The sequence below is a fragment of the Porphyromonas sp. COT-108 OH1349 genome (assembly GCF_000768755.1).
In the GTDB taxonomy this organism is placed as follows: Bacteria; Bacteroidota; Bacteroidia; order Bacteroidales; family Porphyromonadaceae; genus Porphyromonas_A; species Porphyromonas_A canoris.
This window is the reverse complement of the sequence record NZ_JRAH01000013.1, coordinates 261,784-286,510: the sequence shown is the minus strand read 5'-3', so window position 1 is coordinate 286,510 and position 24,727 is coordinate 261,784. Positions and strand designations below refer to the sequence as shown.

The window sequence follows — 24,727 nt, the reverse complement described above, 5'->3', positions numbered from 1 at the left end:
ACAACCCGATGGAGATCTCAAAATAAACCTGTTCACAACTTCTCTTTAACACGTTCGGAAAAAGCTTTGATGCCTTATAAAATGTCAAATCAAGGCTTGAACCTCACAAACCGGGTCTTAATCTTTAAGAATCAAAGCTTGATTTCCATACATAAAGGCTTGATTTTTAATTTTTAATACGTTTGGCAAAAGATACAAAGCTATTCGGAGCATCTTTCTAACAGGTTCGCAAGGCTTTTGCTGCTTTCAAACAGAGAGACTCTATCTTGAAGGCAGACTTAAACGACTCTTTTGCCGATTATCTTGACCTCCACTCCCTTAAATATCTTAAACTTTGCAGATACTGCACAAAAGGGGTTTCTCATCTCGTTACAATTGGTTATCTTTGCATGCTAATAGTATTATATACTCTGTAGAACAGTCATGCACAAAACATATAAAATAGTACTTGCTTCCTTTCTAAGCATCTTTCTACTCTCTTCTTGCGGAGAGTATGTTCGGGTACAAAAGAGCAATGACATCATGGAAAAGCTCTCGTATGCCAAGAAGTACTATAACACAAAAAAATATAGCCGCACCATAGAGCTGTTGGAAGAGATTACCCCTTACTTCAAAGGGCGTAATGAAGCGGAACAGGTGGATTATCTGCTTGCGGATTCTTACTTCCAATCCAAGAACTACGACTTTGCGCACCAGTATTTCAAGAAATACTACTCCTCTCATCCCACGGGCGAATATCAGGAGTATGCCAGATACATGAGCGGCTATGCACTTTTCCTGCACTCTCCGGATGTGCGTCTGGATCAGGCGATGAGCTTGGAGGCGATCAACGAACTGCAACTCTATCTGGACTACTATCCTACGGGGACTTATGCCGATGAGGCTAAGAAGATACTTTTCGAACTGCAAGAAAAACTTGCACAAAAGGAGCTTCTTGCTGCCAAACTTTATTATAACCTCGGCAACTACCTATTTAACAACTACCTTTCGTGCATCATCACCTCCCGTAATGCCATAAAGGACTATCCCTACTCCAAGTACAAGGAGGAGTTTAGCTACCTCATACTGGCATCTCTGTATGAAACGGCTTACAACAGTATCGAGTCGAAGAAAGGAGAACGTGTCAGAGAGCTTCGGGATGAATATTACAGCTATCTGAACGAATACCCGGACGGGGCGTTCTTGAAGCAGACAGTGAAGTTCAAAAACTTTATAGACAAGATGCTCCCGCAGGATGATGATCTGGTGGAAGCAGAAGAAACAACTAAAGAAGATACCGCCGAAGAAAAGGCGTAACAAGAATACAAAAGTACAAACCAATAAATATCAGGTTCTTTCATAATGGACTATAAGAAAATCAATGCCCCTCTGACTACGGCAACACGCGATGTGGTAGAACTCTCTAAGCCTACCGGCAATATCTATGAGACGGTAATGGTGATATCCAAACGTGCCAATCAGATCTCTCAAGAGATGAAGAAAGATTTGGAAACAAAGTTGCAAGGCTTTGCTGCCGTATCCGACAGCTTGGAAGAGGTCTTTGAGAACAGAGAGCAGATAGAGATCTCTCGTTACTATGAAAAGCTTCCTAAGGCATCTCTCATAGCAACAAAAGAGTTTGAAACAGGCAGTCTCTATTTCCGCAACCCGGTTAGAGAAGCAGAGACAGCAATAGAGAGAGACGACGATTGATGTTCACCCCTTGTGGATAAAAGGGAAAACAGACAACAAAGCACTCTTTACAACCTTATACAGTCATGATTCAACGTATTCAGACCATATATCTGTTGGTGGCTTCTATCCTTATGGCAATTTTGTCGTTCATACCTGTGGCTACCGTTAATCTCTCAGGAGATATTTTCTTACTTGACGGAACAGGATTTATGTCCCTTGACGAGTCTCTGTTTGAAGCCAAGTGGGGATTGTTGTTTCTTCTGATTCTTTCTGCTCTCATTCCGATGATTGCAATATTTCTCTACAACAGAAGAGTATTGCAGATGCGCTTGACAATGTTCTCCGCGCTTATCACATTGGGCATGATCGGGGCATTCCTGTTCTATGGCTACCAAGCTTTGGGCGGAACATTGGAAGGATTCAAACCGACATACGCCTTCTCATTTCCGATCGTAGCGGTTATCTTGGAGCTTCTTGCCTATCGAGGCATAGCAATAGACCATAGAACCATAAAGTATGCAGACAGATTGAGATAACGTCTAAACAACTCCTCCGAAACATCATAAAAAAAAGATTCGCATATTTCTATGCGAATCTTTTTTTATTTCTCTGCAACTGTATTGCCCACGGATCTACATGGATCTGTCCGACAAATGCAGTAAAAACCACTTCCCTTCCTTACAAACAAAGACGGCTTCAAGGTTTATGCCATTGTTTACACCTTGAAAGTGTACTATCGTAGTATCTTTCCGCTCTATAATCTCCCTGTCGTAAGCATCGGTTTCTCGTGTTTTATAGGATGGATCCCAACTTAGATCCACTTCCTCCCACTCCTCTTCCGGTATCTCTTGAAGCATCAAAGAGTCCGTTTCAATATCATACCCCTCGTATTTAAGAGGAAAAATCACCCGGCTTTTTTGAAACGAAAGATCCTCGTTGAACTGTTTCATGAAGAGGTCAAACTCCTCCACATTGTTTTTATTACAAGCCGCAAAGAGAATAGACAGAAATAACCCGAAGAATAAAAAATGTCTCATAAATAGAAATGTTTGATAGAAAGCCAAAGTTACAAATTACAAGAAAAATGAAGTAAAGAGAATATGGTTACTCCCAAACAATCTGCGCACCGAGATAAAAAATAAAAACAAAAAAGCCTAAAGCAGTAAAACAAATACCATAAAGGAAGCATCCGCCATAAAGCTCTTATACTCTATAGACGGATGCTGCAATTCTTTGAAAACACGCACTATTTGACAACTATTCCATTCGCTTCATAACTTTCGATGTAAGAGTCTCCTCAAAATATCGGACTCTCTCAGAAGGATTCTTGCGTTAGCTATTCATTATTCAAAGCTCGATAGCTCTTGAAGCCGACCTTAATAATTGACTTGTTTTTACACTACAAATGTAGATCTTTAGCCGGCTTCGACTCTTCACTATATCTGCACACTTCTACATTTTCAGGGCATTAACAGTTGTGCCTATCTGTACTATTCAAGCATAAAAAGCATATAAAACACTTACTGCCAATAAAATAAAAATATAGACAAAGAAGAGAAAATAAAACAAGGAAATCGTGTAAGAATAGATGACTTCCTTGTTTTTTATTGAAGAATATGCTTTTTACATACTATGTGTCAAGCGTCATTTTCTGATATTGAGAGGGAGGAACACCCACTTCCTTCTTGAAAACACGAGAGAAATAGTTCGGATCGGAAAATCCGCAAGCATCGGAAATCTCTACGATGGAGAGAGATTCTTCTCTCAGCATCTTCTTTGCTTTGGAGAGTCTGATCTGAAGAACATAAGATATTGTAGAGTATTCGGTCAAGGCATTCAGCTTTCGATTCAGTTGAGAGGGGCTCATAGCCATCTTGTCTGCCAAGTATGAAGCATTCATTTCAGGATTTCTCAACTGAGAATATATGAGATCGGTAACTTTCTGTAAAAACTTCAAATCTCTATCGTTAAGCTCTCGAAGCTCGGATCCGTTCTCTTTATCTATAACCTCCTTATACTTCTGTTTCAAAAGACGTCTGTTTTCAAGGATATTCCGCATCCTTATCCGAAGCTCTTCCGGGCTGAATGGTTTATGCAGATATGCCTCTACACCCAAGTTCAAAGCCTTTAATCGATCCGGATCGGAAGCTTTTGCCGTAAGCACTATAATGGGAATATGATTGAGTAACATACTCTCTTTCATCTTTTTACAAAATTCAAATCCATCCATGACAGGCATCATAATATCCGTTATAACAATGTCGGGAATATGCTTTTCTGCCAACTCCAATCCCTCTTCCCCATTCTGGGCAAACAACAGATTGTAATACTCTCTTAGCATAGACTTAAGATAGAGAGAGACATCATTGTTATCCTCGACAATAAGAATCATCGGCTGTATGCCGTTAAGCTCGGAAGACTCTATCGGATCGCTTTTCTTATGATCTACAATAACAATATCGGATGGAGATAGAAGAGAGTGAGAAGCCTCGTCAACGGGTATAGACTTAAATGGAGCCTTACTCCTTACCGGAAGAGATACCGTAAATGTGGAACCCTTACCCGGCTCGCTGTAAACGGAAATCTCTCCATTCATCTTTTCTACCATCATTTTACAGAAAGACAGCCCTATTCCGGAACCGGTATCATTCTTGGTATTCGGACTCTGATAAAAGACTTCAAAGACCTTATCCTGCTCTTCTTTCGGAATCCCTTCGCCTGTATCCGATACTTGCAACTGGATATTTTTCTCTTTTCGTCCCTTAGTAAGTACAACGTTAATAAATCCCCCCGGAGGAGTATGCTTGATGGCATTGGAAAGCAGATTGCTAAAAATCTTATCTATATAGAATGGTATAAAATCCATCTCAAGAACATAAGCCCGGTTATAAAAGTTTAGCGTAACTCCTTTATCCGCTGCGTATAGCTTGAAAGTCTCTACTATCATCTGAAGATAAGAGACAATATCTCCTCTTCTCCAATCCGGCTCATATCCTCCACTTCTCAGCTTCGCAATATCAAGTAGCTGATTCACCAGCTTTAACAAGTTGCTCCCCTGCCTGTCTATGGCTGAGTGATAGACTTGTCTCTCTTTCTCGGACAGATTTCTTGCTTCTGCAAGTTGTCTGTTCAGCCCTTTTATAACCGTCAAAGGTGTCCGAAGTTCATGCGTAATATTGGTAAAGAACTCCGTCCGACGACTTTCAATCTCTTTCAGAAGTCTGTTGCTCCGAGTGCGTTGCCTGTATGCGTAGTAAAAAAGAGCCGAGGTCATGAGAGCCACTAAAATCACTGCCCACAGCGTATATATGGCTCTCTCTTTTTCGGTTTTCTTCTTTTTCACCTCAGTTTCTATCTCTTGAAGTTGGCGAAAAGTCTGTTCGCGTTCGTAGTTTACCTTCAGTTCTATATACCGATCTGCCTTCTGAACACTCAAGATACTGTCTTTAATGACCTGACCTTTCTTGTAATGGTTGAGAGCGGAATAAAAATTTCCATCCTGAAAATCCCGCTCATGCCTCAACATATATATGGTTGAGAGGTGCTCCGGAGCATTTATCTCCAAAGCCGTTTGCTCTGCTTGGCATATGTAGCGTTCAAATTCGGACTTATTACCAACAAGATGATTGATCTCGGCAATAGATATACAGGAAGTAAGCCAATGGAATCTATCGCTGTGCTCCTGCATTATATCATAAGACTGTCGGTAGTATTCCTTGGCTTGTTCGTAGCGTTTCTGCTTCTTATAGATATCTCCCAAATAGGAGAGACAAAGCCCTTCCCCAACATAGGATTTGCCCAGCCGATTCTGTTCCAAAGATTTCTCGTAATACTCTTGAGCAGCATCATACTCTTTCCGAGCCTCATATACTGCTCCCAGATTAGCCAAGTTGATCGCCTGCCCGATATTATTTTCAAGTAAGACTTCCCCCTCCAATGCTTGCTTAAAATACTTTTCAGCCTCATCGTAATGTCCAAGAGTCAGAGAGATATTTCCGATACCGTTCATGGAGGAGATCTTACCTTTCAATCCTTCGGGAGTGTCTACTTTAGAAAATGCTTCGGAATAGACCAATGCCCGGTAGTGATACTCCGATGCTTGAGAAAGTGCTCCTATGCGACGGAAATCGGTACCGAGATTGTTCAATCCCTGTACAATAAAAATAGTATCGCTTAATTTAAGGGACATCTCAAGTTCTTTTCCATGAAATTCTATTGCTTCCGAAAAGGAGGAGTTTGCTCTATGAAGATTTCCAAGAGTCTTATAACATAACATTGCCGCTCTGTCATCTCCTCTATCCAAACTTCTATTCAGTAAATAGAGAAGAGAGTCTTTGTTTTTTCTATTTCGAAACAGCTCTTTTGAGATAGCATGAGAAGAGAAAGAGCTACGTGCATCTTTACTCTTACGAGAACAGGATACTAAAAAAGACATACCCCAAAACAGCACCATTAGGAGCAGATAAAATCGGAGAGGTCTATATGTAGAGAGTCGAATCATGACTCATTGCTTCGTTTAGATTATTGTACCAAGTTTTCAACAAAGATAAGATATTCCAGAAAATAAAGGAAAATGAACGAATTTCTTCATCTACTCTGCTGGTCGTTCTCTACCGACAGAAAAAGTGCTGACTGGACTTGCCTTGTTTCCGAACAAAATTCACTTGTCAAATTCACCTAAAAAACGAGCATATTCTTTCGGCTTAACGTGTTTAATTTTTCAATGAACACGTTTACCGATTTCATTAAACACGTTTACCGGATTCGGTTAACGTGTTTAGAAATTTCACTTATAGTACTGACAGTTAGAGGATTGAGTGTTTTGCGCTCTTTTTTGCTGCTTTTAGGCTCAAAATCGCATTAGGTTTCATTCACAAACATAGGCGTTAAAATTCACCTATATTAACGCAAAAACAGCCCCTGAATCCGACCAAGAGGAAAAATTTTCCGAATTTCCACTTTTTCGTATTTCCCTTATAGTAAGATATTTATATAGTTCGCCTCTTTATGTCTTGAGTGAAGATGATTTGAAACAAGAAGGTCTCGGAAAAGAAAAGAGTCCACTAACGGAATCCGTTTTTATATAAAAAGACACGCCATGATCCCCTTTTCTCCTCTTGGCATTCCCTCTTGGCATAGTATATGTATGTATAAACTTCGGAAGGTTTTACCAAAGAACATGACCGATATGAAGCAAAACAGATACAATACTGTCTTTACAGACGAAACAACCGATAGCCCATTCATGACAGCTGTCATGGAAGAGGTAGTAGACTCTGCCCTTACAGAGCAGCCCTCTTCCGAAGAAGAGGGAGAGTCTTGGGACGAACTACTGACCGGAGAAAACGACAAAAGCAGTGCCGCAAAAACCTCTTCCGACTCCGGAAAAGGCAAAGGGAACAAAAGCCGTACACCCAACCTCGATCTCTATGGCATATCTCTCAATAGAAGAGTAAGGGAAGGAAAGATAGATCCGGTATATGGAAGAAACAAGGAGATAGTGCGCATCGCACAGATTCTTCTGAGAAAAAAGAAGAACAATCCGATTCTGCTCGGTCTGCCGGGAGTGGGAAAGACCGCAGTGGTAGAGGCTCTTGCACAACGCATAGAGCATGGAGAAGTGCCTCCTTTCCTTATGGGCAAAACCATATACTCTCTCGACCTTGCAGGCTTACTCGCAGGAGCGGTGTACAGAGGTCAGTTTGAAGAGAGACTGAAAAAGCTCATAGAAGAGGTGCAGAGCAATAGCGACATCATCCTGTACATAGATGAGATACACACCATCATGGGTGCGGGAAACTCTCAAGGCAGTTTGGATGCTGCCAATATACTGAAGCCGGCATTGGCTCGTGGAGATATCCGCTGCATCGGAGCCACGACTCTGGATGAGTATAGAAAGTCCATCGAAAAAGATGGTGCCATGGAACGAAGATTCCAAAAGGTAATGATAGATCCTCTGACAGAAGAGGAGACCAAAAATGTCTTGCTCGACCTGAAAGAGACCTACGAAAAGTTTCACCACGTTCAGTATGAAGAAGAGGCTCTCGAAGCATGTGTCTCTCTTACTGCCCGATATATAACAGACCGCAACTTCCCCGATAAGGCGATAGATGCAATGGATGAGTCGGGGTCTTATATTGCGATCCTCGAACAGAATAAACCAAACAAGCTGGACTCCCTAAAAGATTCCCTTAAAGAGATCAGGCTGAAAAAAGATGCCGCCGTAAAGGAGAACAACTACGAACTTGCAGCGAAATACAGAGACCAAGAGTCTGCCACAAAAGCAGAAATAGAGCGTTATCTGGAGGCATTGAAGAATAAAGACTTCACTACTCCCCCTCCTGCCGTGACGGTCGAGGATGTCGAGCGCACGGTCTCTCTCATGTCCGGAGTACCGGTCTCAAACATATCGGCGGATGATCTTACCAAACTGTCTACTCTTGCTCCTACGATCAAGTCTAAAGTGATAGGGCAAGATCATGCTGTGGAGACACTTATAAAGAGCATACAACGCAATAAAATCGGACTGAGAGACCCTAAAAAGCCTATCGGTTCATACCTGCTTTTGGGATCTTCCGGTGTGGGAAAGACTTATCTCGCAAAGCAGATAGCAATAGAACTTTTCGGAACCGAGAAAGCTCTCATCAGGGTAGACATGAGCGAACTGATGGAGAAACACACCGTTTCTCGCCTTGTGGGAGCTCCTCCGGGATATGTAGGATACGACGAAGGAGGACAGCTGACCGAAAAAGTGCTCCGCCGTCCCTACTCTGTGGTGCTCTTCGACGAGATAGAGAAAGCCCACCCCGATGTGTTCAATATCCTGCTCCAAGTGTTGGATGATGGTATCTTGACCGATGGTAATGGCAAGACCGTGAACTTTAAGAACACGATCATCATCATGACTTCCAACATAGGCACTCGCCAGCTAAAAGACTTCGGCGTTGGGATAGGCTTCCGCGACACATCCGGAGACCTTAGCTCTCTCTCTCAGCAAGTGATACAAAAAGCTTTGCGCAAGACTTTTGCTCCGGAGTTTTTGAACAGAATAGATGACATCATCACCTTTAATGCACTGGGTACAGAGTCTATACTTAAAATAGTAGACCTCGAACTTGCATCTCTTCTTAAACGTATCGCAGAGATAGAAATATCGGTGCAAATCTCTCCAGAAGCAAAGTCTTTCCTCGCAAAAGAGGGATACGATGCCACCTATGGTGCTCGTCCTCTCAAAAGAGCCATAAGCAAGTATATAGAAAACAAGATATCGGATGGTATGATTTCGGGAGAAGTACAGAAAGGAAAGTGCTATCTGATAGATGTTGTCAAGGATGACAACGGCAATGCAACCGATACAATCGTAAAGGAAGTGTTCAGTATGGAAAACCTGAATATCGAACCTCAAAAAAAGGTACAGGAATAACACCAGCACTTCCAACAGACAGGACATAAAACAACAATAAATGATATGAGTACAAAACAAGGAAACATTGGTGTAACAAGCGAAAACATTTTCCCTATTATTAAGAAGTTTCTCTACTCCGATCATGAGATCTTTCTGAGAGAATTGGTTTCTAACGCAGTAGATGCTACGCAAAAGCTCAAGACTCTCAGTGCCAAGAACGAGTATAAAGGAGAGCTGGGAGACCTTACCATACGTCTGCGTATAGAGGATGACAAGCTCATCATATCGGATAGCGGTATAGGTATGACTGCCGAAGAGATAGAGAAGTATATCAATCAGATAGCAATCTCCGGAGCAGAAGAGTTCATGGAGAAGTATAAAGACGATGCCGCTGCCATCATCGGGCATTTCGGTCTTGGCTTCTACTCTTCTTTCATGGTGGCTTCCAAGGTAGAGATAGACACTCTAAGCTATAACGAAGGAGCAGAGCCTGTTTTGTGGAGCTGTACCGGTACTCCCTCTTTTGAAATGCAAAAGGGTACCCGCACGACACGAGGTACAGACATTATATTATACATAGATGAAGAGAATAAGGAGTTTCTGAATCCGGACAAGATAAAAGCCCTACTTAAGAAGTACTGCCACTTCCTCCCCGTGCAGATTGCATTCGGATACCAACAGGAGTGGAAGGATGGCAAATATGTGGCTACAGATAAAGAACTTATTATCAACACCACAGAACCTGCATGGACCAAGAAACCTGCCGACCTGAAAGATGAAGATTATCTCTCTTTCTATAATGAGCTTTATCCCTCTGCAGGTTTCGGCGGTATGGATGAGCCTCTCTTCTGGATCCATCTGAACATTGATTATCCGTTTAATCTTACCGGTATTCTCTACTTCCCTCGTATAAAAGATAATATAGACCTCTCCAAGCATAAGATACAGCTGTATAGCAATCAGGTTTTTGTTACTGAGAACGTAGAAGGTATCGTTCCGGATTATCTCAACATTCTGCATGGTGTGCTTGATTCTCCGGATATTCCTCTGAATGTTTCCCGTTCCTACCTCCAAAGCGACCGCAACGTCAAGAAAATATCTTCTTACATCACAAGAAAGGTCGCAGATAAGCTGGATGAACTATTCAAAGACAACCGTCCTTCGTACGAGGAAAAGTGGTCTGCTTTAGAGCTATTCGTGAAATATGGTATGCTGACGGAAGAAAAATTCTACGACAGAGCCAAGAAGTTCTTCCTTTTGAAAAACTCGGAAGAGAAGCTCTACACGGAAGAGGAGTACAGAAACCTTATCTCCTCTGTTCAAACAGACAAGGATGGTAAGCTTGTCCTACTCTACTCCACCAATATAGAAGAGCAATACTCTGCCGTAAAAGAGGCAACGGATAAAGGATATGATGTGCTTCTTTTGGATGGCAGATTGGATATGCCTCTTGTATCAATGCTCGAACAAAAATGGGAGAATGTTCGCTTTGCACGTGTCGATAGCGATGCCATAACAAACTTGATCCCAAAAGAAGAGAACAAAAAAGAGGTAGAGAAAGAGCTATTTGCAGGTCTTAACGGACTCTTTGCAGGGGCTGTTCCTAAAGCAAATGGAAAGAATTTCCATATCATTCCTTCTCACATGGGGTCGGATGCAAGACCTATCACTATCGTCAGAAATGAATTTATGAGACGTATGAAAGATATGTCCCAATTCCAGCAAGGGATGAACTTCTATGGAGATTTACCGGACAGCTTCGAGCTTTTGGTAAACGTGGATCACCCGATAGTGAAAAAGGTTTGGGAAGACTTTAATGCAACTCACGCAGAAGAAGCAAAAAGGCTGAACGGAGAGCTGAAAGGATTTGAAGCCAGAAGAGATGTGCTGACACAGCAACTCTCTACCGATAAGACGGAAGAGGAAAAGAAAACATTGGAAGCTGATCTTGAAGAAACCAAAAAGCAGCTCTCGGATATCGAGCAGAAAAGACAAGGTCTGTTTGAAAAGTACGGCAGTGAGGACAAGATAATATCACAGCTGATCGACCTCGCACTCCTTGCCAATGGACTATTGAACGGGAAGCAGCTAGACAGCTTTATTTCTCGCTCGCTCGAAATAGTTGGAAAATAAATGCTATTTTTGTACAGGTGGAATCTTATGTTAGGTTCCACCTGTAACTTTTTTGAAGAACGGACTAAGAGACAAAGTAGCTTGTCGCTGCGCTAAGGTTTCAAGGCGGAGAGGAAAGTCCGGGCAACGTAGAGCACCATACTTCCTAACGGGAAGCTGCCTGTCCTTTCATGCGTGATAGAGAAAAAGGCAGACTAATGCAACAGAAAAGAACCGCCATTGGAGTCTCGACTTTAACGGTAAGGGTGAAAAGGTGAGGTAAGAGCTCACCGGAGGCATAGTGATATGTCTCGTCCATGTATGTTATGGGTTGTAAGATCATGTATACCGACGTCTAAGTGTTGCTCGCACAATGTCGGGGGGTAGATCGCTAGAGATTGCAGGCGACTGCAATAGTAGATAAATGACAAGCACCTGATCTTCGGAGAGGGCACAGAACCCGGCTTATAGCTTTGTCTCTTTCGTTCTTCACACTTTATATTCGATATATGACAGACTCTGCTCCAAAGAAGAAGCCTGACGGGCAAAGAAAACCCAAGAAGAGCCTTGCAAAATGTATGTCTTACTCCTTCCGGATGGCGTACAAATTTATCACTGTAGATATGTGGCGCATATTCCCTGACGAGACTACCGGAGTGAAGGGAAAGATGACCAATACTCTTAGGGTCCTTTATATCACCATAGCGGAGTTTATTGAAGGTAACACGATGCGCAAGTCCGCAGCTCTGACCTACTCTACCATTCTGTCCATTGTCCCGTTATTGGCTATCCTTATCAGTATTGCTGCCGCATTTGGTGTACAGGAAACCGTACAACAGCAGCTGTATGAATATCTCCCTGCACACCGCTTAGAACTGTCGCAAGGGCTGGAATTTGCTCAAAAGTATATCGCTGAAACAAAAGGAGGAGGGCTGTTCATCGGTATTGGTGTTATCTTTCTTCTATGGGCGGTAATCTCTTTGCTCTCCTCGATAGAAGATACTATCAATGATGTCTGGCAGATTAAAGAAGCTCGAAGTTGGAGCAGACGTATTCTCGGATACCTTGCTGCCTTTATCCTTCTTCCTGTTCTGATGACTTTAAGTTCCGGTATCAACATCTTCATTTCATCCTTAGGCAACGTAAACATAATAGATAGCATCAGTCTCACACCCATTGTTACACTTCTTCTTCACGCTGTTTCTTTCTGCATCGTTATAGGTATATTCACGACCCTCTTTCTCATCTTTCCCAATACAAGAGTACACTTCTCCAGTGCGCTCATAGGGGGAACGGTTGCGGGTATTGGTTTCTCCCTATTCCAATGGGTGTATATCTCCGGAATGCTTTGGGTTACAAAATATAATGCGATATACGGAAGTTTTGCAGCCATTCCGCTTCTACTCATGTATATCAACTTTTCATGGGTCATCTGCCTATTCGGTGCGCATCTGAGCTATGCCATAGAAAACACATCGCTATATCTGTTCCGAGCAGAAAAAGATAACGTATCCAGAAGATTCCAAGACTTTGTTGCCTTGATACTAATGAAGAAGATCGCCACGGCATTCAAGAATGAGAGAAGCAAACCATACTCTATCGAAGGTCTTTCAAAAGAGAGCCGCATTCCCATTACCGTTGTAAGGGATATGTTAAACAGGCTTGTTGCCACAGGGCTTATACGTGAGATCCCCAATATTGATCTGCCAAGAACTCTCAGATACATGCCCAACGTAGATATTCACACCATCAGCGTGCAAAAAATATTACATGCGTTGGATACCTTGGGCTTTGAAAATCTTTCACAAGAAACCTATAAACGTTTCGATCAAGAGTGGCAAACCATATTGGCAACAAGGGATATCAGAAAAGACGATGCCGTAATGCAGCAAAATATTCTCGATATTTAGTTGGCTTCCCCTTATTTCTTCCGAAACGAAAACAGATATTACACATTCAAGAATAAAGATATTCTATTAAAAATCACAAATCAAAATCATGAAACTAAAAAGAGTTTTGTTAGGAATGTTCTTCGCCACGATTGCCTGGAGCGGTGTTGCTCAAGAACGTCCCCTATGGATGCGCTATCCAGCCATCTCTCCTGATGGGAAAGAGATTGCGTTCAGCTACAAAGGAGATATCTATAAGGTATCTGCTCAAGGCGGTCAGGCTGTTCGCCTTACTACAAACGAGGGGTACGAGAAAAGCCCTGTCTGGAGTCCCGATGGCTCAAAAATTGCTTTCACCAGCACTCGCAACAATGCCGGTGTAAACATCTATATCATGTCCTCAATGGGAGGAGTGGCTAAGCAGCTTACTACTCACTCCACTACGGAAACGCCATACACATTTACTCCGGATGGCAAAAGCGTGGTATTCAAAGCGCACATCCAAGACCCTCATACCAGTGCTCTTTTCCCCACAGGACGTTTATCCGAGCTTTATGCCGTGTCTGTCAATGGAGGAAGACCCGAGCAGATTATCTCCACACCTGCTGAAGCGGTATCATACTCCAAAGACGGTAGCAAGTTCTTGTATCAAGACCTCAAAGGATTCGAGAATGAGTGGAGAAAGCATCACACTTCCTCTGTTTCCAGAGATATTTGGGAATATGACCTCAAGAGTGGAAAGCACAGATTTGTAGTCCAACATGACGGAGAAGACAGAGATCCGGTATACAGTTCGGACGGGAAAAAGGTCTATTTCCTGAGCGAACGCAAGGGTGGCTCTATGAATGTATATGAAACAGACATCAATGGTAATGGCGAGACTGTCAAGGCTCTGACATCGTTCAAAGGGGATCCGGTTCGCTTCCTTTCCACATCCAAAGACGGAAAGCTATGCTTCGGATATGCAGGAGAGATATATACCATGACTCCGGGACAAAAGCCCCAACGGGTCAATATATCTGTTGCAACAGACATCTCCGATGTTCAAGACAGACGTCTTTTTCTACAAGGCTATCAGTCTGCAAGCATCTCTCCCGATGGGAAACAGCTTGCTTTCGTATCTAGAGGAGAGGTGTTTGTAACATCAGTGGATTACAGCACAACAAAGAGAATAACCAACACCCCTTCCGGAGAGCAAAGTGTAACCTTCGGAGCAGATAACCGCTCTATCGTATATGCAAGCGACAGAAGCGGCAAATGGGATCTCTACAAAGCAACAATAGTAAACAAGAACGAGCAGAACTTCCCTAATGCCACCATTATTAAGGAAGAACTTCTCATACCGGGCAATAAAGTGGAGAAGATGCATCCGGCATTCTCTCCCGACGGAACAGAGGTAGCATTCGTGTTGGGACGTAAAAAACTTGCCGTGTACAACCTCAAAAGCGGAAAGATAAGAGAGATCACCGATGGTTCTACACAGCATGGAGAAGATGGCGATATGAACTTCGAGTGGAGTCCGGACGGCAAATGGTTTGCCATTTCTTACGTTGCCAGAAACCACGCACCCTATTATGATATAGGTATCGTTAGTGCCAAAGGCGGAGAACCGATATTCAATGTAACCAACAGCGGATACTTCGACATGAATCCGCATTGGGCTATGGACGGCAATGCCATCATCTTCCACAGCGAACGTTATGGTATGCGCAATCACGCCTCTTGGGGTTCTCAGTCCGATGTCATGATCGCTTTCATGAACAGAGAGGCCTACAACAAGTTCAAGATGAACGAAGAGGAGTTTGAACTCTTCTCGGAAGAGGAAAAGAGCATCAAGAAAGAGGCCGAAGAGAAAGAGAAGAAAGAGAAAAAAGGAAAGAAGGAGGAGGATAAGAAGAAAGCATCCGAAAAGAAGGATCTCAATATCGAGTTCGACAACATGGAGGATCGCATCATTCGTCTTACACCGAACTCTTCTGCCTTGGGAGACGCTATCGTTACCAAAGATGGCAAGAAGATGTACTACCTCTCTGCATTTGAAGGCGGATACGACCTTTGGTCTTATGACTTGAGAAAACGCTCCACAAAACTGCTAAGAAAGATGGATTCGGGAGGAGCACAGTTCCAGATGGACAAAGAGGGCAAGCAGATCTTCATCCTTGGGGCTCAACCTCAGAAGATGACCGTGGCAGGAGAGACCTTTAAGCCGATCTCGTACCAGGCTGAATGGAAGACAGACCTTGCCGCTGAGCGCGAATATATGTTCAATGTCGTTAAACGTGAAGAAGGTCTTCGCTTCTACGATGCCGGCATGCACGGTGTAAAGTGGGACGAACTTACCAAACACTACTCTCGCTATCTCCCTTACATCTCCAACAACTACGACTATGCCGAAATGCTGAGCGAATTGCTTGGAGAGCTTAATGTCTCTCACACCGGATCCGGTTACAGAGGAAGCGGAGCTTCCGAACCTACTGCGGAGCTCGGACTATTCCTCTCTTGGGAAAAGGGCAAGGATGGTCTGCTTGTGGATGAAGTGATAACAGGTGGTCCGTTTGACAACTTCAGAAGCAAGGTTAAAGCCGGCGACATCATCGAGAAGATTGATGGTGAAGATATCAAGGCAGGCGAAGACTACTTCCCTCTCCTTAATGGAAAGATCAGACGCAATATTTCCATATCGTTCTACTCCCCTAAGAGCAAAGAGCGTTGGAGCGAAACCGTGAAAGGTATCTCCTCTTCACAGCTCGAAGATCTGCTCTACAAGAGATGGGTTAAGCAGCGTGCCGATGAGGTAGACAAGCTATCCAAAGGACGTTTAGGCTATGTACACATCCCTTCAATGGGAGACCCAAGCTTCCGTACGGTTTACTCCGAAGTGATGGGACGCTATTACGACCGTGAAGGCATCGTTATAGATATTCGTTACAACGGTGGCGGACGTCTTCATGAAGACTTGGAAGTATTCTTTACCGGAAAGAAATATCTGCAACAGCAGATTCGTGGAAAAGATTACTGCGAAATGCCGTCTCGCAGATGGAATCATGAGTCTGTCATGGTCATGTGTGAAGCGGACTATAGCAACGCTCACGGTACACCATGGGTGTACAAACACCTTGGAATAGGTAAGCTCGTCGGTATGCCTGTCCCGGGAACCATGACGAGTGTCAACTGGGTTACGCTTCAAGATCCGAGCTTGTACTTCGGTATTCCTGCCGTTGGCTACAAGACCGCAGAGGGTATATATCTCGAAAACTACGAGCTGCACCCTGACGTTAAAGTGCGTCTCGACTTTGATAAAGCCCTAAAAGGCAAAGACACACAGATGGAAGCAGCAGTAGAAACATTGCTAAAAGAGGTCGGTAAAAAAGAGTAACCCCTTCCGTCCATAATATTGGAGAAAAAGCTCCGGTGTGAAGATTGAAAAATCTCATACCGGAGCTTCTTTTTTATGTCTCTCTTTTCTGCTCCTTTTGCCCCAAAATATAGGGGAATTTTGCGTGCACTTTTATATAAAAACAGAGTGCAGAGAAGAGCCACCGCTCTCTTCCACTTTTGCTCTCTTTTCCCTCAACCAAATCGCAAGAAGAGGATAATCCCCTAAAAATAAGGCAAATATAAATCAGCTCGAATTTGAAAAAATTTTTTTCTCAGTCTATTTCATGGGGCTTTTTCGCGTTAATTGGTGTAAATTTTAACACCCACTCCTGTAAACGTTTCCTAATAAAGAAATCTGCCTTTTTGGGTACTTTTTAGGGCAAAAACACATAAAACACTGGCATATAACCTTTTATCAATTTCGGCTAAACACGTTAATCGAAATCGGTAAACGTGTTCAATGAAATCGGTAAACGTGTTTACTGAAAAATTAAACACGTTAAGCCGAAACAATATGCTCGTTTAGCGTTTTTGCTTAACAAGTATCGGAATTTGTGTTAATAAAACAGTCCTGATTTAACAATTCGGTCGTGCTCTGAAAACAACCCCTCCGATCAAAATAGAGAGACCGAAAAAAGGGAGCATTTTTCGGGATGGAATATATAAAAATCCTCTCTCCTCAAAACATCCGAAAAGCAATAAAAACTTGTAGCTTTGCAAACAAAATCGGGAGTGGAAACAGTGCATAAAACTGCCTTGCACCATCCGCCCCGGTTACAATACCCTAAAACAATATTGTGGACAAGAAATTTCATCTCAAACAGTTCAGCATCGCTCATCACAGAAGTGCCATGAAAGTGGGTACGGATGCGCTTATCCTTGGAGCCATTGCTGGCAGCACAATGCAGTTTGAGCCGGATACCATACTGGATATAGGCACCGGATGTGGCATTGTGGCACTGATGCTGTCGCAGAGATTCTGTGGTAGCAGCGTTGTGGGGGTGGATATACACGAAGAGAGCATTGCGGATGCGGAGGAGAACAGAAAGGGTTTTCCTCATCCCGACAAACTGCAGTTTGTCCATGCCGATATAGAACATTTTTCTTCGGAACGCTTCCCCCTCTATGACCTTATTGTCTCCAATCCTCCCTACTTTACGGCTACACACAGCTCTCCATCCGAGTTAAAAACTCTTGCCAAACACGCCATCACACTCCCGGCAATCACTCTGTTTCGGAGGGCAAAGCAGATGCTGAGCCGACACGGAGAGGTTGCCATCATATATCCTGCATCTATGGCACAGGAGTACGAAGCAGCCGCCCAAGAGTGCGGACTGATACTACACCGGAGAGTAGCCATACGAGGACGGCAGGATCTTCCGGTAAAACGCTTTCTAAGTACATGGAAAATGGAGGAGAGAGAGGGTTTAATAGAAGAGTCCGAGCTGGTCATAGAGGTAGAGAGACACAGGTACACAGCGGAGTACAAAGCTCTTATGATGCCGTTTATGCCGGATTCGGTCTTGAATAAATAGCACTATTTTCTTGGCAGTCTAAAATAAATTGACTATCTTTGCCCGACCAAAGAAAAGAAGACAAATCAAAACAGCATAAAAAGTTAAAAAGCAATGAAAAGAACATTCCAGCCTTCTAACAGAAAGAGAAGAAACAAACACGGCTTCCGCTCAAGAATGGCAACGGCAAACGGACGTAGAGTTCTCGCAGCCAGAAGAGCTAAAGGCAGAGCTAAGCTAACTGTTTCTGACGAGTATCCAAGATAACAAGAACAGATGCTCCCTGCGGAGCTGTTATCATAGACTTCCCTTACAGTTTCAGACTGCAAGGGAAGTTTTTTATTGTACAGACAGAAAGCTTCAAGCAGATACCTTGACCTCCTCACCCCAAAATGGTTCTCTTCCGGGGCAGAAAGGTTGAGCTCTCTGCCTTAAGAAATCACAATAGACAAAAGAGGGAGATAGCCCGATTCGGAATTGGCTATCTCCCTCTTGTTGTGAAATAATATTGCTAACTTTAGAGGTCAAAAAAGTCAATAAAAAATGAACAAAAATATAGTACGAATAGCGCTCACGGGAGGGCCTTGCGCCGGTAAGACCACAGCAATGGCGAAGATCATAGAGCGATTTACCATAAGAGGATATTTGGTGTATGCCTTACCCGAAATCCCCACGATATTTACGGCGGCTTCCGTGAACTTCCTTACGGACGATAAGACCTACTTCTACAATGCGGAGAAAGCGGTCTTGAAGTTTCAGCTCCAAATGGAAAACATCTTCTATGAGCTGGCAAAGTCTGTCAATAAACCGGTACTGATCATATCCGACAGAGGTACCATGGATATTTCTGCATACATGGACCCAAATATGTGGCAAGCCATGCTGGACGAACTCTCCCTTTCGGAAGTGATGCTGAGAGATGCCCGATACGATGCGGTAATACACATGGTAACAGCGGCAGACGGAGCGGAAGACTTCTATACCATCGAAAACAATGCGGCAAGAACAGAGACGGTAGAATTGGCTCGCGAGTTGGATGGTAAGATTCTAAGTGCCTGGACAGGGCATCCGAACCTGCGCATCGTCCAAAACAATAGTGATTTCGATGCCAAGATAGAGCAGACCATCCGTGAGATTGCCTGCGTTGTGGGAGATGAAACAGCCGATGAAACCCGAAGGACATTCAAGGTAGAGGTAACCGGTGATGTGCCTTATGGTATAGAGACAGAGATATTCGAGTACATGCTCAATACGGACATAAAAGGAAATACAAAGATCAAGAAACGCGGAACAGCCGGCAACTTCGTCTATTTTCACTCTTTCTTCCGTACCACTTCGGAGGGTAAGAGTGCAGAAGTAGAACGCCTTATCACACCGGAAGAGTTCGTTATATATCTCAGACATATAGAGCCGGATGCTCCCGTTGTACACAAAAGGAGAAAGAGCTTTGTCTGGAGAGGACTTGCCCTCGAAGTGGACACCCTCTTATCTCCCGAGTACAGCTACTCGCTTCTACACACCATGACCTCCAAGCCTATGTCCGAGATCAAATTTCCGCCGTTTATAAAGGTATTGGAAGAGGTGGATAGAAGCGTAATGGAACATCCGCAACAATAGAGAAGAAACAACCTAAATCAATCCATTATATGAGAAAGAATCTATCTTTAATACTTTCCATCCTGCTTATTACGCTGGGTGGATCTGCATTTTCTTCATGTTCTAAGTCCGGAGAGAAGAGTACGGACTCTGCTCTCTTCCCCAAGAGCATTCTTGATGAAGCCATCAAAAGCTATCAGGAGAAATATTCCTATCTCGGCTTGCCTGTTTCCGACCATGTTCCGGCAGGTGAAGTGTCCCAACCGGTACAAGAAGCATTGGACTTTTTGTATGGCTATATGATCACCCCGGATATGCTCGATTATAGCACGGCATTCTATGTAAAGAACATAGAGACCAGCTACAAGGCAAGAGAGGAAATGCCTTGGGGAAAGTCTGTTCCGGCAGATGTTTTTCGTCATTTCGTACTTCCCGTTCGGGTCAATAACGAAGCTCTGGACAATAGTAGAGAGTTGTTCTACGAAGAGCTAAAGAACAGAGTAAAAGGTCTATCCATGATGGATGCCGTGCTGGAAGTGAATCACTGGTGCAACGAACACGTAACCTACGAGCCATCGGACGGACGTACCTCCTCTCCTGTGTACACTCTGCAAAATGCTCTTGGACGTTGCGGTGAAGAGAGTACCTTTACCGTTGCCGCACTGCGTTCGGTGGGTATTCCTGCCAGACAGGTCTATACTCCCAGATGGGCGCATACGGACGACAACCATGCCTGGGTAGAGGCTTGGGTAGATGGCAAGTGGTACTACCTTGGAGCGTGCGAGCCGGCACCGGTACTCAACAACGCCTGGTTCGATGCCCCTGTACGCCGTGCCATGATGCTGCATACCAAAGCATTTGGTGCTTATAGCGGATCGGAAGCATCCTTGAAGCAGTTCCCGACATACACCGAGCTCAACCTCACTTCTCTCTATGTGCCGACAGCTCCGGCGAGAGTAAAAGTGTTGAAAGACGGTGTTCCGCAAAAAGATGTGAAGGTATCGTTCAGACTCTACAACTATGCGGAGTTTTTCCCTATCACGAGCATTCTTACGGATAAAAACGGAGAAGCCGCTCTCGAAACCGGCATCGGAGACATGCTTGCCACAGCGGAGCATGGAATAGAAGCCATGGCGATGGGCGTGGTACGCGCAGGAGGCGAGACATTGGAGCTGAACCTCCAACCATTTGCGGAGATGCCTTCGGAGCTTCACTGGGTCATCAACCCTCCGGAAGCGGTAACACCTTCCAACACTATCGACAGTACGGCTATCAGGGCTTGTGCTCTCCGCATCGTGGAGAACGACTCCATCAGAAAAGCCTACCTCGCGACCTTCCCCGGCTCTCTCCGGGCGGAAGAGACATTTAAGTCGCTCGGTCTGAAAAACAGAGACCTTTGGAGCAAAGTCTATATCGAAAGCAGAGGACACCATCATACTATCCTGAAGTTTATGGAGAACCTTGCTCCCGAACAGAGGGAACTCGGACTTCTGCTTCTCTCTTCGCTCACAAAGAAAGACCTGCATGACGTTCCGTACGATGTGCTGACCGATGTCATGAAACATTATAAAGGCGGAACATCCGACAAAGAGGTGAAGTATCTCCTCTCTCCTCGTGTCGGCACCGAACAGCTATTCCCCGTACAAGAGGCTCTCAACGAAGCCTTGAAGGTCATCTTTGCCGATAACGCCACAGAAAGTTCGGAGAAAGAAGCATCTTGGACTGCTCTTTCCGCAACAGAGAGAGCCGAGAAGATAGTCTCTTATCTTCGTACATTCAAAGTGGACGAGCAGTATAACCCCATCCGTCATCCGCTTTCTCCGGCAACGGTACTCTCTCACAAGGTGGGGGATGTTCGCAGTTTGGCATTTACGTTTGTGCGCTTGTGCCGTGCGGCAGGTGTACTTTCAGAGTATGACGGCACCATCGGCGTCTCCAAGATCTACACCGAAGATGGTGGCTACAAGCTTTTTGCCATAGCTCCGGAAGAGGAGAGCAAAGTGAATCCGGACAAAGCGGGCACATGCAAGATCAGTCTCGACTATACACCGCTGCCCTATCTTTCAGATCCGAAGTACTACTACAACTTCTCTCTTGGCTACATCTCGCCATCCGGTGCGCCTGTTACTTATGACATGGCAGACGGTCTGAGCTACAAGGAGACCGTAAAGAATCCTTTGGAATACGAAAACAACTACATCATCACCGGGACACGTCTTGCTTCCGGAGGTGTATTGGTTGCATTCCGCAAGCTCACTTGTGGAGACACTCCCAATATAATGGCATTCGACAGAGACACCACGGCAATATCCGTCATCGGCAGCATGAATCCGGAAGCTCTGTATCACGACCTCAAGACAGACAGCAAAAAAACGCTGCTAAGCTCTACGGGAAGAGGCTACTATGTGCTGGTGCTGGGCAAGGATCACCATGAGCCTACCGACCACATCTTGAGAGATCTTCGCAAGTCCATGTGGAACGAAGAGAGCAAGAGCCTCACACTGCCGGTCGTTGTCCTTCAACAGATGCAGGGAGACGGAGCACCTTCTGCCATGGGTCTGCTTCCGGAAGCATTCTGGGGCAAAGACACGGACGGCTCCATACTGAAGCTCCTCACCACCGGTACGGAGACCGCCATTCCTTTCGAGTATCCTCTGCTTGCCGTTTGCGATACGTTCGGACGTGTCGTGTTCGTATCCCAAGGTTATACCATAGGCATAGGAGACAGAATATCCAAGGTCGTTTCAGAAGTCAAGTAACATTCATCTCAAATACACTACATCAATGAAAATAAGACTCGCCCTCAAATCTGCGACAGCGGTTGCTGTCTGTGTTCTTTCCGTATGGGCATCCCTTCCGTCGGCAGCTCAGACCACCAACGGAAAACCTGTGAAGCAAGCCAAGAACGTCATCCTTATGATTGCCGACGGCACCTCACTCTCTGCTGTGTCGGGAGCGCGTTGGTATCAGAGGTACATGGATGCGGAGAGCAAGCATCTGCATCTGGACCCTTACATGAGTGGGACCATCGTAACGTTTTCTTCGGACGCACCCATCGGGGACTCCGCGCCCACTACTTCCTGCTACATGACCGGGATGCCATCGAGAGCGGGATACATCTCCACCTACCCCATGAGCACTCCGGGAGCCGACCTTGTTCCGGTGGATACGACCAGATCTTTGAGGCCGCTCATGACGCTGCTCGAGGCTACAAGGATCAAGCACAACAGAAAGACCGGGCTGGTGTTCACCTGCGAGTTTCCGCACGCCACTCCGGCGGACTGCGCGGCGCACTCTTATTCGAGGAAGAGGTACGATTGGATCGTGCCGCAGATGGTACACAACCGGCTCGATGTCGTCATCGGAGGAGGTGCCGGTCTGCTATCCGAGCAGCACCGCAAACATCTCACCGAGTCGGGCGTGAGTGTCTTTCTGAACGACAGAGAGGGAGCCTCCAAAGACACCAATCCGAGGATGTGGCAGCTCTACGAGAAAGCCGATGTCCCTTACGACATAGACCGCGATCCGGCAGAGATCCCCTCTCTTGCGGAGATGACTGCAGATGCGCTGCGCCGCCTCTCTTCGGGAGAGCGTTCGGAGAACGGATTCTTCCTGATGGTCGAGGGCAGCAAGGTGGACTGGGCTGCGCACGCGAACGATCCCGTGGCACTCGTCACGGAGTTTATCGCGTTTGACAAAGCGTTTGCCGAGGCGTTGGAGTTTGCCAAGAAGGACGGCAACACGGTGATCATCGTAACTTCCGATCACGGCAACAGCGGATTTTCTTTGGGACGGCGCGAAGTGCCCTACACGACGGCGAGCGGACAGCACTTGTTCGGGGCTCTGACCGCAGTGCGAAAGACCTCCGAGTTCATAGCCGAAGAGCTGAACAGGCACCCCTACTCCGAAGCTCGCGCCATCGTGGAGAAGCACGCCGGCTTTGCACTTACGGAGGAAGAGTTGGTGCTTCTTGCCGATTGCAAAGGGTACAAAAACAGCCCGAAGCCTGCCGAGGAGCGTTCCGAAGAGCAGATAGGCGATGGCGGCTACAAGAGCACTCTTCCGGCACTCATCAACCACTTTTTCCATGCCCGGATACCGCTCGGCTTCACCACCAACGGGCACACGGCGGAAGAGGTGTTCCTTGCCGTGTACACGCCGGAGGAGGTGGACAAGCTCGTGGGCGTGAACCAAAACACGGATCTGCACCGCTACATGGCTACGCTCTTGGGCATGGGCGATGAGCTGCCTGCGATGAGCGACCGCTACTTTGCCCCGCACGATGAGGTGTTCAAGGGGATGAAGTTCCGCCTGACTTCCGACGAAAAAGGGCAAGCCACGCTCACGGTGAAAGGCAAACGGGGCAAGGCTCTGGAGATCGAGGCGTACACGAACATCGCCACGCTGAAGCAGGGGAAAAAGATCCTCTCCAAACGGGAGATGCCCACCGTGGCGGTCTATGTGGACAAGCGCGACAAGCTCTATCTCCCTGCCGACATCAGAAGCTGGATAGAGTAACGAGCCGTGCCCGGAGGGCGCACGAGGAGACAAAAATTCCCGATAGGAGCGAATCTCTTATCGGGAATATTTTTTTGTCCTCATCGGGCAGAGCGGCTGCCTACTTGTCTCTGTCCATGTTCAGGATCTTGATCACGAACACCGAGTGCGGCGCCTCGAAAGCGCGCTCCATCGCCTCCGTGAGTATCCTCATCACCGTGCGATACTCCCCGAAGACGCGCGTGGATATGCTTCCCGGCTCCACCTTGATCTCGTCATGCGTTTTCAGGTCTGCGATGAACGCCTTTACCGCCGGTTTGAACTCATTGCCGAGGGGGTAATAACTCAGCTCTACGGAACACTTCATAATGCACATATTTTAACATAGGTTCAACAATAATTTGTTTTTCACGCGAGAAAGTTAGCACATTTTTTCCGGTCCGCCACCCTCCCTTTTCGAAGAAAAAACGGCTTTTTTGCCTGTCTCTCAGAAACGGGATCAGTACTGGGCTGCGAGGGGGTCGGCAAAAAGCCCGGATTTTCGTGCGCACGAAAATATTTTTTTGTGCGCACGAAAATTTTTTTTCTTGCGCACGAAAATTTTTTTCTGTGCGCACAAAAATTTTCTTCCGTGCGCACACCTCTTTTTCCGGCTCCCTCGT

General features: G+C 45.3%; 15 protein-coding genes and 1 other RNA gene. 13 read left to right on the top strand and 3 right to left on the bottom strand.

Translation table 11 applies throughout. The features are described 5' to 3' along the window. Positions 1 to 423: 423 nt before the first annotated feature. The 3 genes from JT26_RS03095 (at position 424) to JT26_RS03085 (ending at position 2,210) form a co-directional block, all read left to right on the top strand. Positions 424 to 1,296 (top strand): outer membrane protein assembly factor BamD, encoded by an 873-nt coding sequence (locus JT26_RS03095; protein WP_052110320.1) that lies wholly within the window; start codon positions 424 to 426, stop codon positions 1,294 to 1,296. 45 nt (positions 1,297 to 1,341) lie between these two features. Beyond that, entirely contained in the window at positions 1,342 to 1,692 is a 351-nt protein-coding gene (locus JT26_RS03090) for a DNA-directed RNA polymerase subunit omega (protein WP_036791831.1), read from the top strand. Positions 1,693 to 1,757: 65 nt separating this feature from the next. Then, the gene (locus tag JT26_RS03085) at positions 1,758 to 2,210 is read left to right on the top strand and encodes a DUF4293 domain-containing protein (protein WP_036845902.1); all 453 of its coding nucleotides are present in this window, start codon (positions 1,758 to 1,760) and stop codon (positions 2,208 to 2,210) included. Between the two features lie 96 nt (positions 2,211 to 2,306). On the opposite strand, the gene JT26_RS03080 is transcribed toward JT26_RS03085, so the two are convergent. Both JT26_RS03080 and JT26_RS03075 read right to left on the bottom strand, forming a co-directional pair. After that, the gene (locus JT26_RS03080) at positions 2,307 to 2,711 is read right to left on the bottom strand and encodes a DUF4348 domain-containing protein (protein ID WP_036845899.1); all 405 of its coding nucleotides are present in this window, start codon (positions 2,709 to 2,711) and stop codon (positions 2,307 to 2,309) included. A 593-nt stretch (positions 2,712 to 3,304) separates the two neighbouring features. Then, positions 3,305 to 6,109, bottom strand: a complete 2,805-nt coding sequence (locus JT26_RS03075; protein WP_235300012.1) for an ATP-binding protein — start codon at positions 6,107 to 6,109, stop codon at positions 3,305 to 3,307. Between the two features lie 753 nt (positions 6,110 to 6,862). Here JT26_RS03075 and JT26_RS03070 point away from each other — a divergent pair. The 10 genes from JT26_RS03070 (at position 6,863) to JT26_RS03025 (ending at position 24,086) form a co-directional block, all read left to right on the top strand. Then, a complete protein-coding gene (locus tag JT26_RS03070) occupies positions 6,863 to 9,097 on the top strand; it encodes an ATP-dependent Clp protease ATP-binding subunit (RefSeq protein WP_235300011.1) in 2,235 nt (744 codons plus the stop codon). Between the two features lie 45 nt (positions 9,098 to 9,142). Next, positions 9,143 to 11,212: a molecular chaperone HtpG gene (gene htpG / locus JT26_RS03065; protein ID WP_036845893.1), complete on the top strand. Its 2,070-nt coding sequence runs from the start codon at positions 9,143 to 9,145 to the stop codon at positions 11,210 to 11,212. A 68-nt stretch (positions 11,213 to 11,280) separates the two neighbouring features. Continuing rightward, positions 11,281 to 11,675, top strand: an RNA gene (gene rnpB, locus JT26_RS10140) — RNase P RNA component class A. Between the two features lie 139 nt (positions 11,676 to 11,814). Then, a complete protein-coding gene (locus JT26_RS03060; RefSeq protein WP_160217627.1) occupies positions 11,815 to 13,101 on the top strand; it encodes a YihY/virulence factor BrkB family protein in 1,287 nt (428 codons plus the stop codon). A gap of 88 nt (positions 13,102 to 13,189) precedes the next feature. Next, entirely contained in the window at positions 13,190 to 16,456 is a 3,267-nt protein-coding gene (locus tag JT26_RS03055) for a S41 family peptidase (RefSeq protein WP_036845887.1), read from the top strand. 799 nt (positions 16,457 to 17,255) lie between these two features. Then, entirely contained in the window at positions 17,256 to 17,993 is a 738-nt protein-coding gene (locus JT26_RS03045; RefSeq protein WP_036845882.1) for a tRNA1(Val) (adenine(37)-N6)-methyltransferase, read from the top strand. A 93-nt stretch (positions 17,994 to 18,086) separates the two neighbouring features. Continuing rightward, on the top strand, positions 18,087 to 18,239 hold the full coding sequence (rpmH, locus tag JT26_RS03040; protein WP_036845879.1) for a 50S ribosomal protein L34: 153 nt from the start codon (positions 18,087 to 18,089) through the stop codon (positions 18,237 to 18,239). A gap of 276 nt (positions 18,240 to 18,515) precedes the next feature. Next, the gene (locus JT26_RS03035; RefSeq protein ID WP_036845876.1) at positions 18,516 to 19,589 is read left to right on the top strand and encodes an ATP-binding protein; all 1,074 of its coding nucleotides are present in this window, start codon (positions 18,516 to 18,518) and stop codon (positions 19,587 to 19,589) included. A 29-nt stretch (positions 19,590 to 19,618) separates the two neighbouring features. After that, positions 19,619 to 22,327, top strand: a complete 2,709-nt coding sequence (locus JT26_RS03030) for a transglutaminase family protein (protein WP_036845873.1) — start codon at positions 19,619 to 19,621, stop codon at positions 22,325 to 22,327. 25 nt (positions 22,328 to 22,352) lie between these two features. Beyond that, complete coding sequence (locus JT26_RS03025; RefSeq protein WP_081966361.1) at positions 22,353 to 24,086, top strand: alkaline phosphatase; 1,734 nt, start codon at positions 22,353 to 22,355, stop codon at positions 24,084 to 24,086. Between the two features lie 100 nt (positions 24,087 to 24,186). Here the strand turns inward: JT26_RS03025 and JT26_RS03020 are convergent, their stop codons facing one another. Next, positions 24,187 to 24,432: a thiamine-binding protein gene (locus tag JT26_RS03020; protein ID WP_036845870.1), complete on the bottom strand. Its 246-nt coding sequence runs from the start codon at positions 24,430 to 24,432 to the stop codon at positions 24,187 to 24,189. Between the last annotated feature and the right edge of the window lie 295 nt (positions 24,433 to 24,727).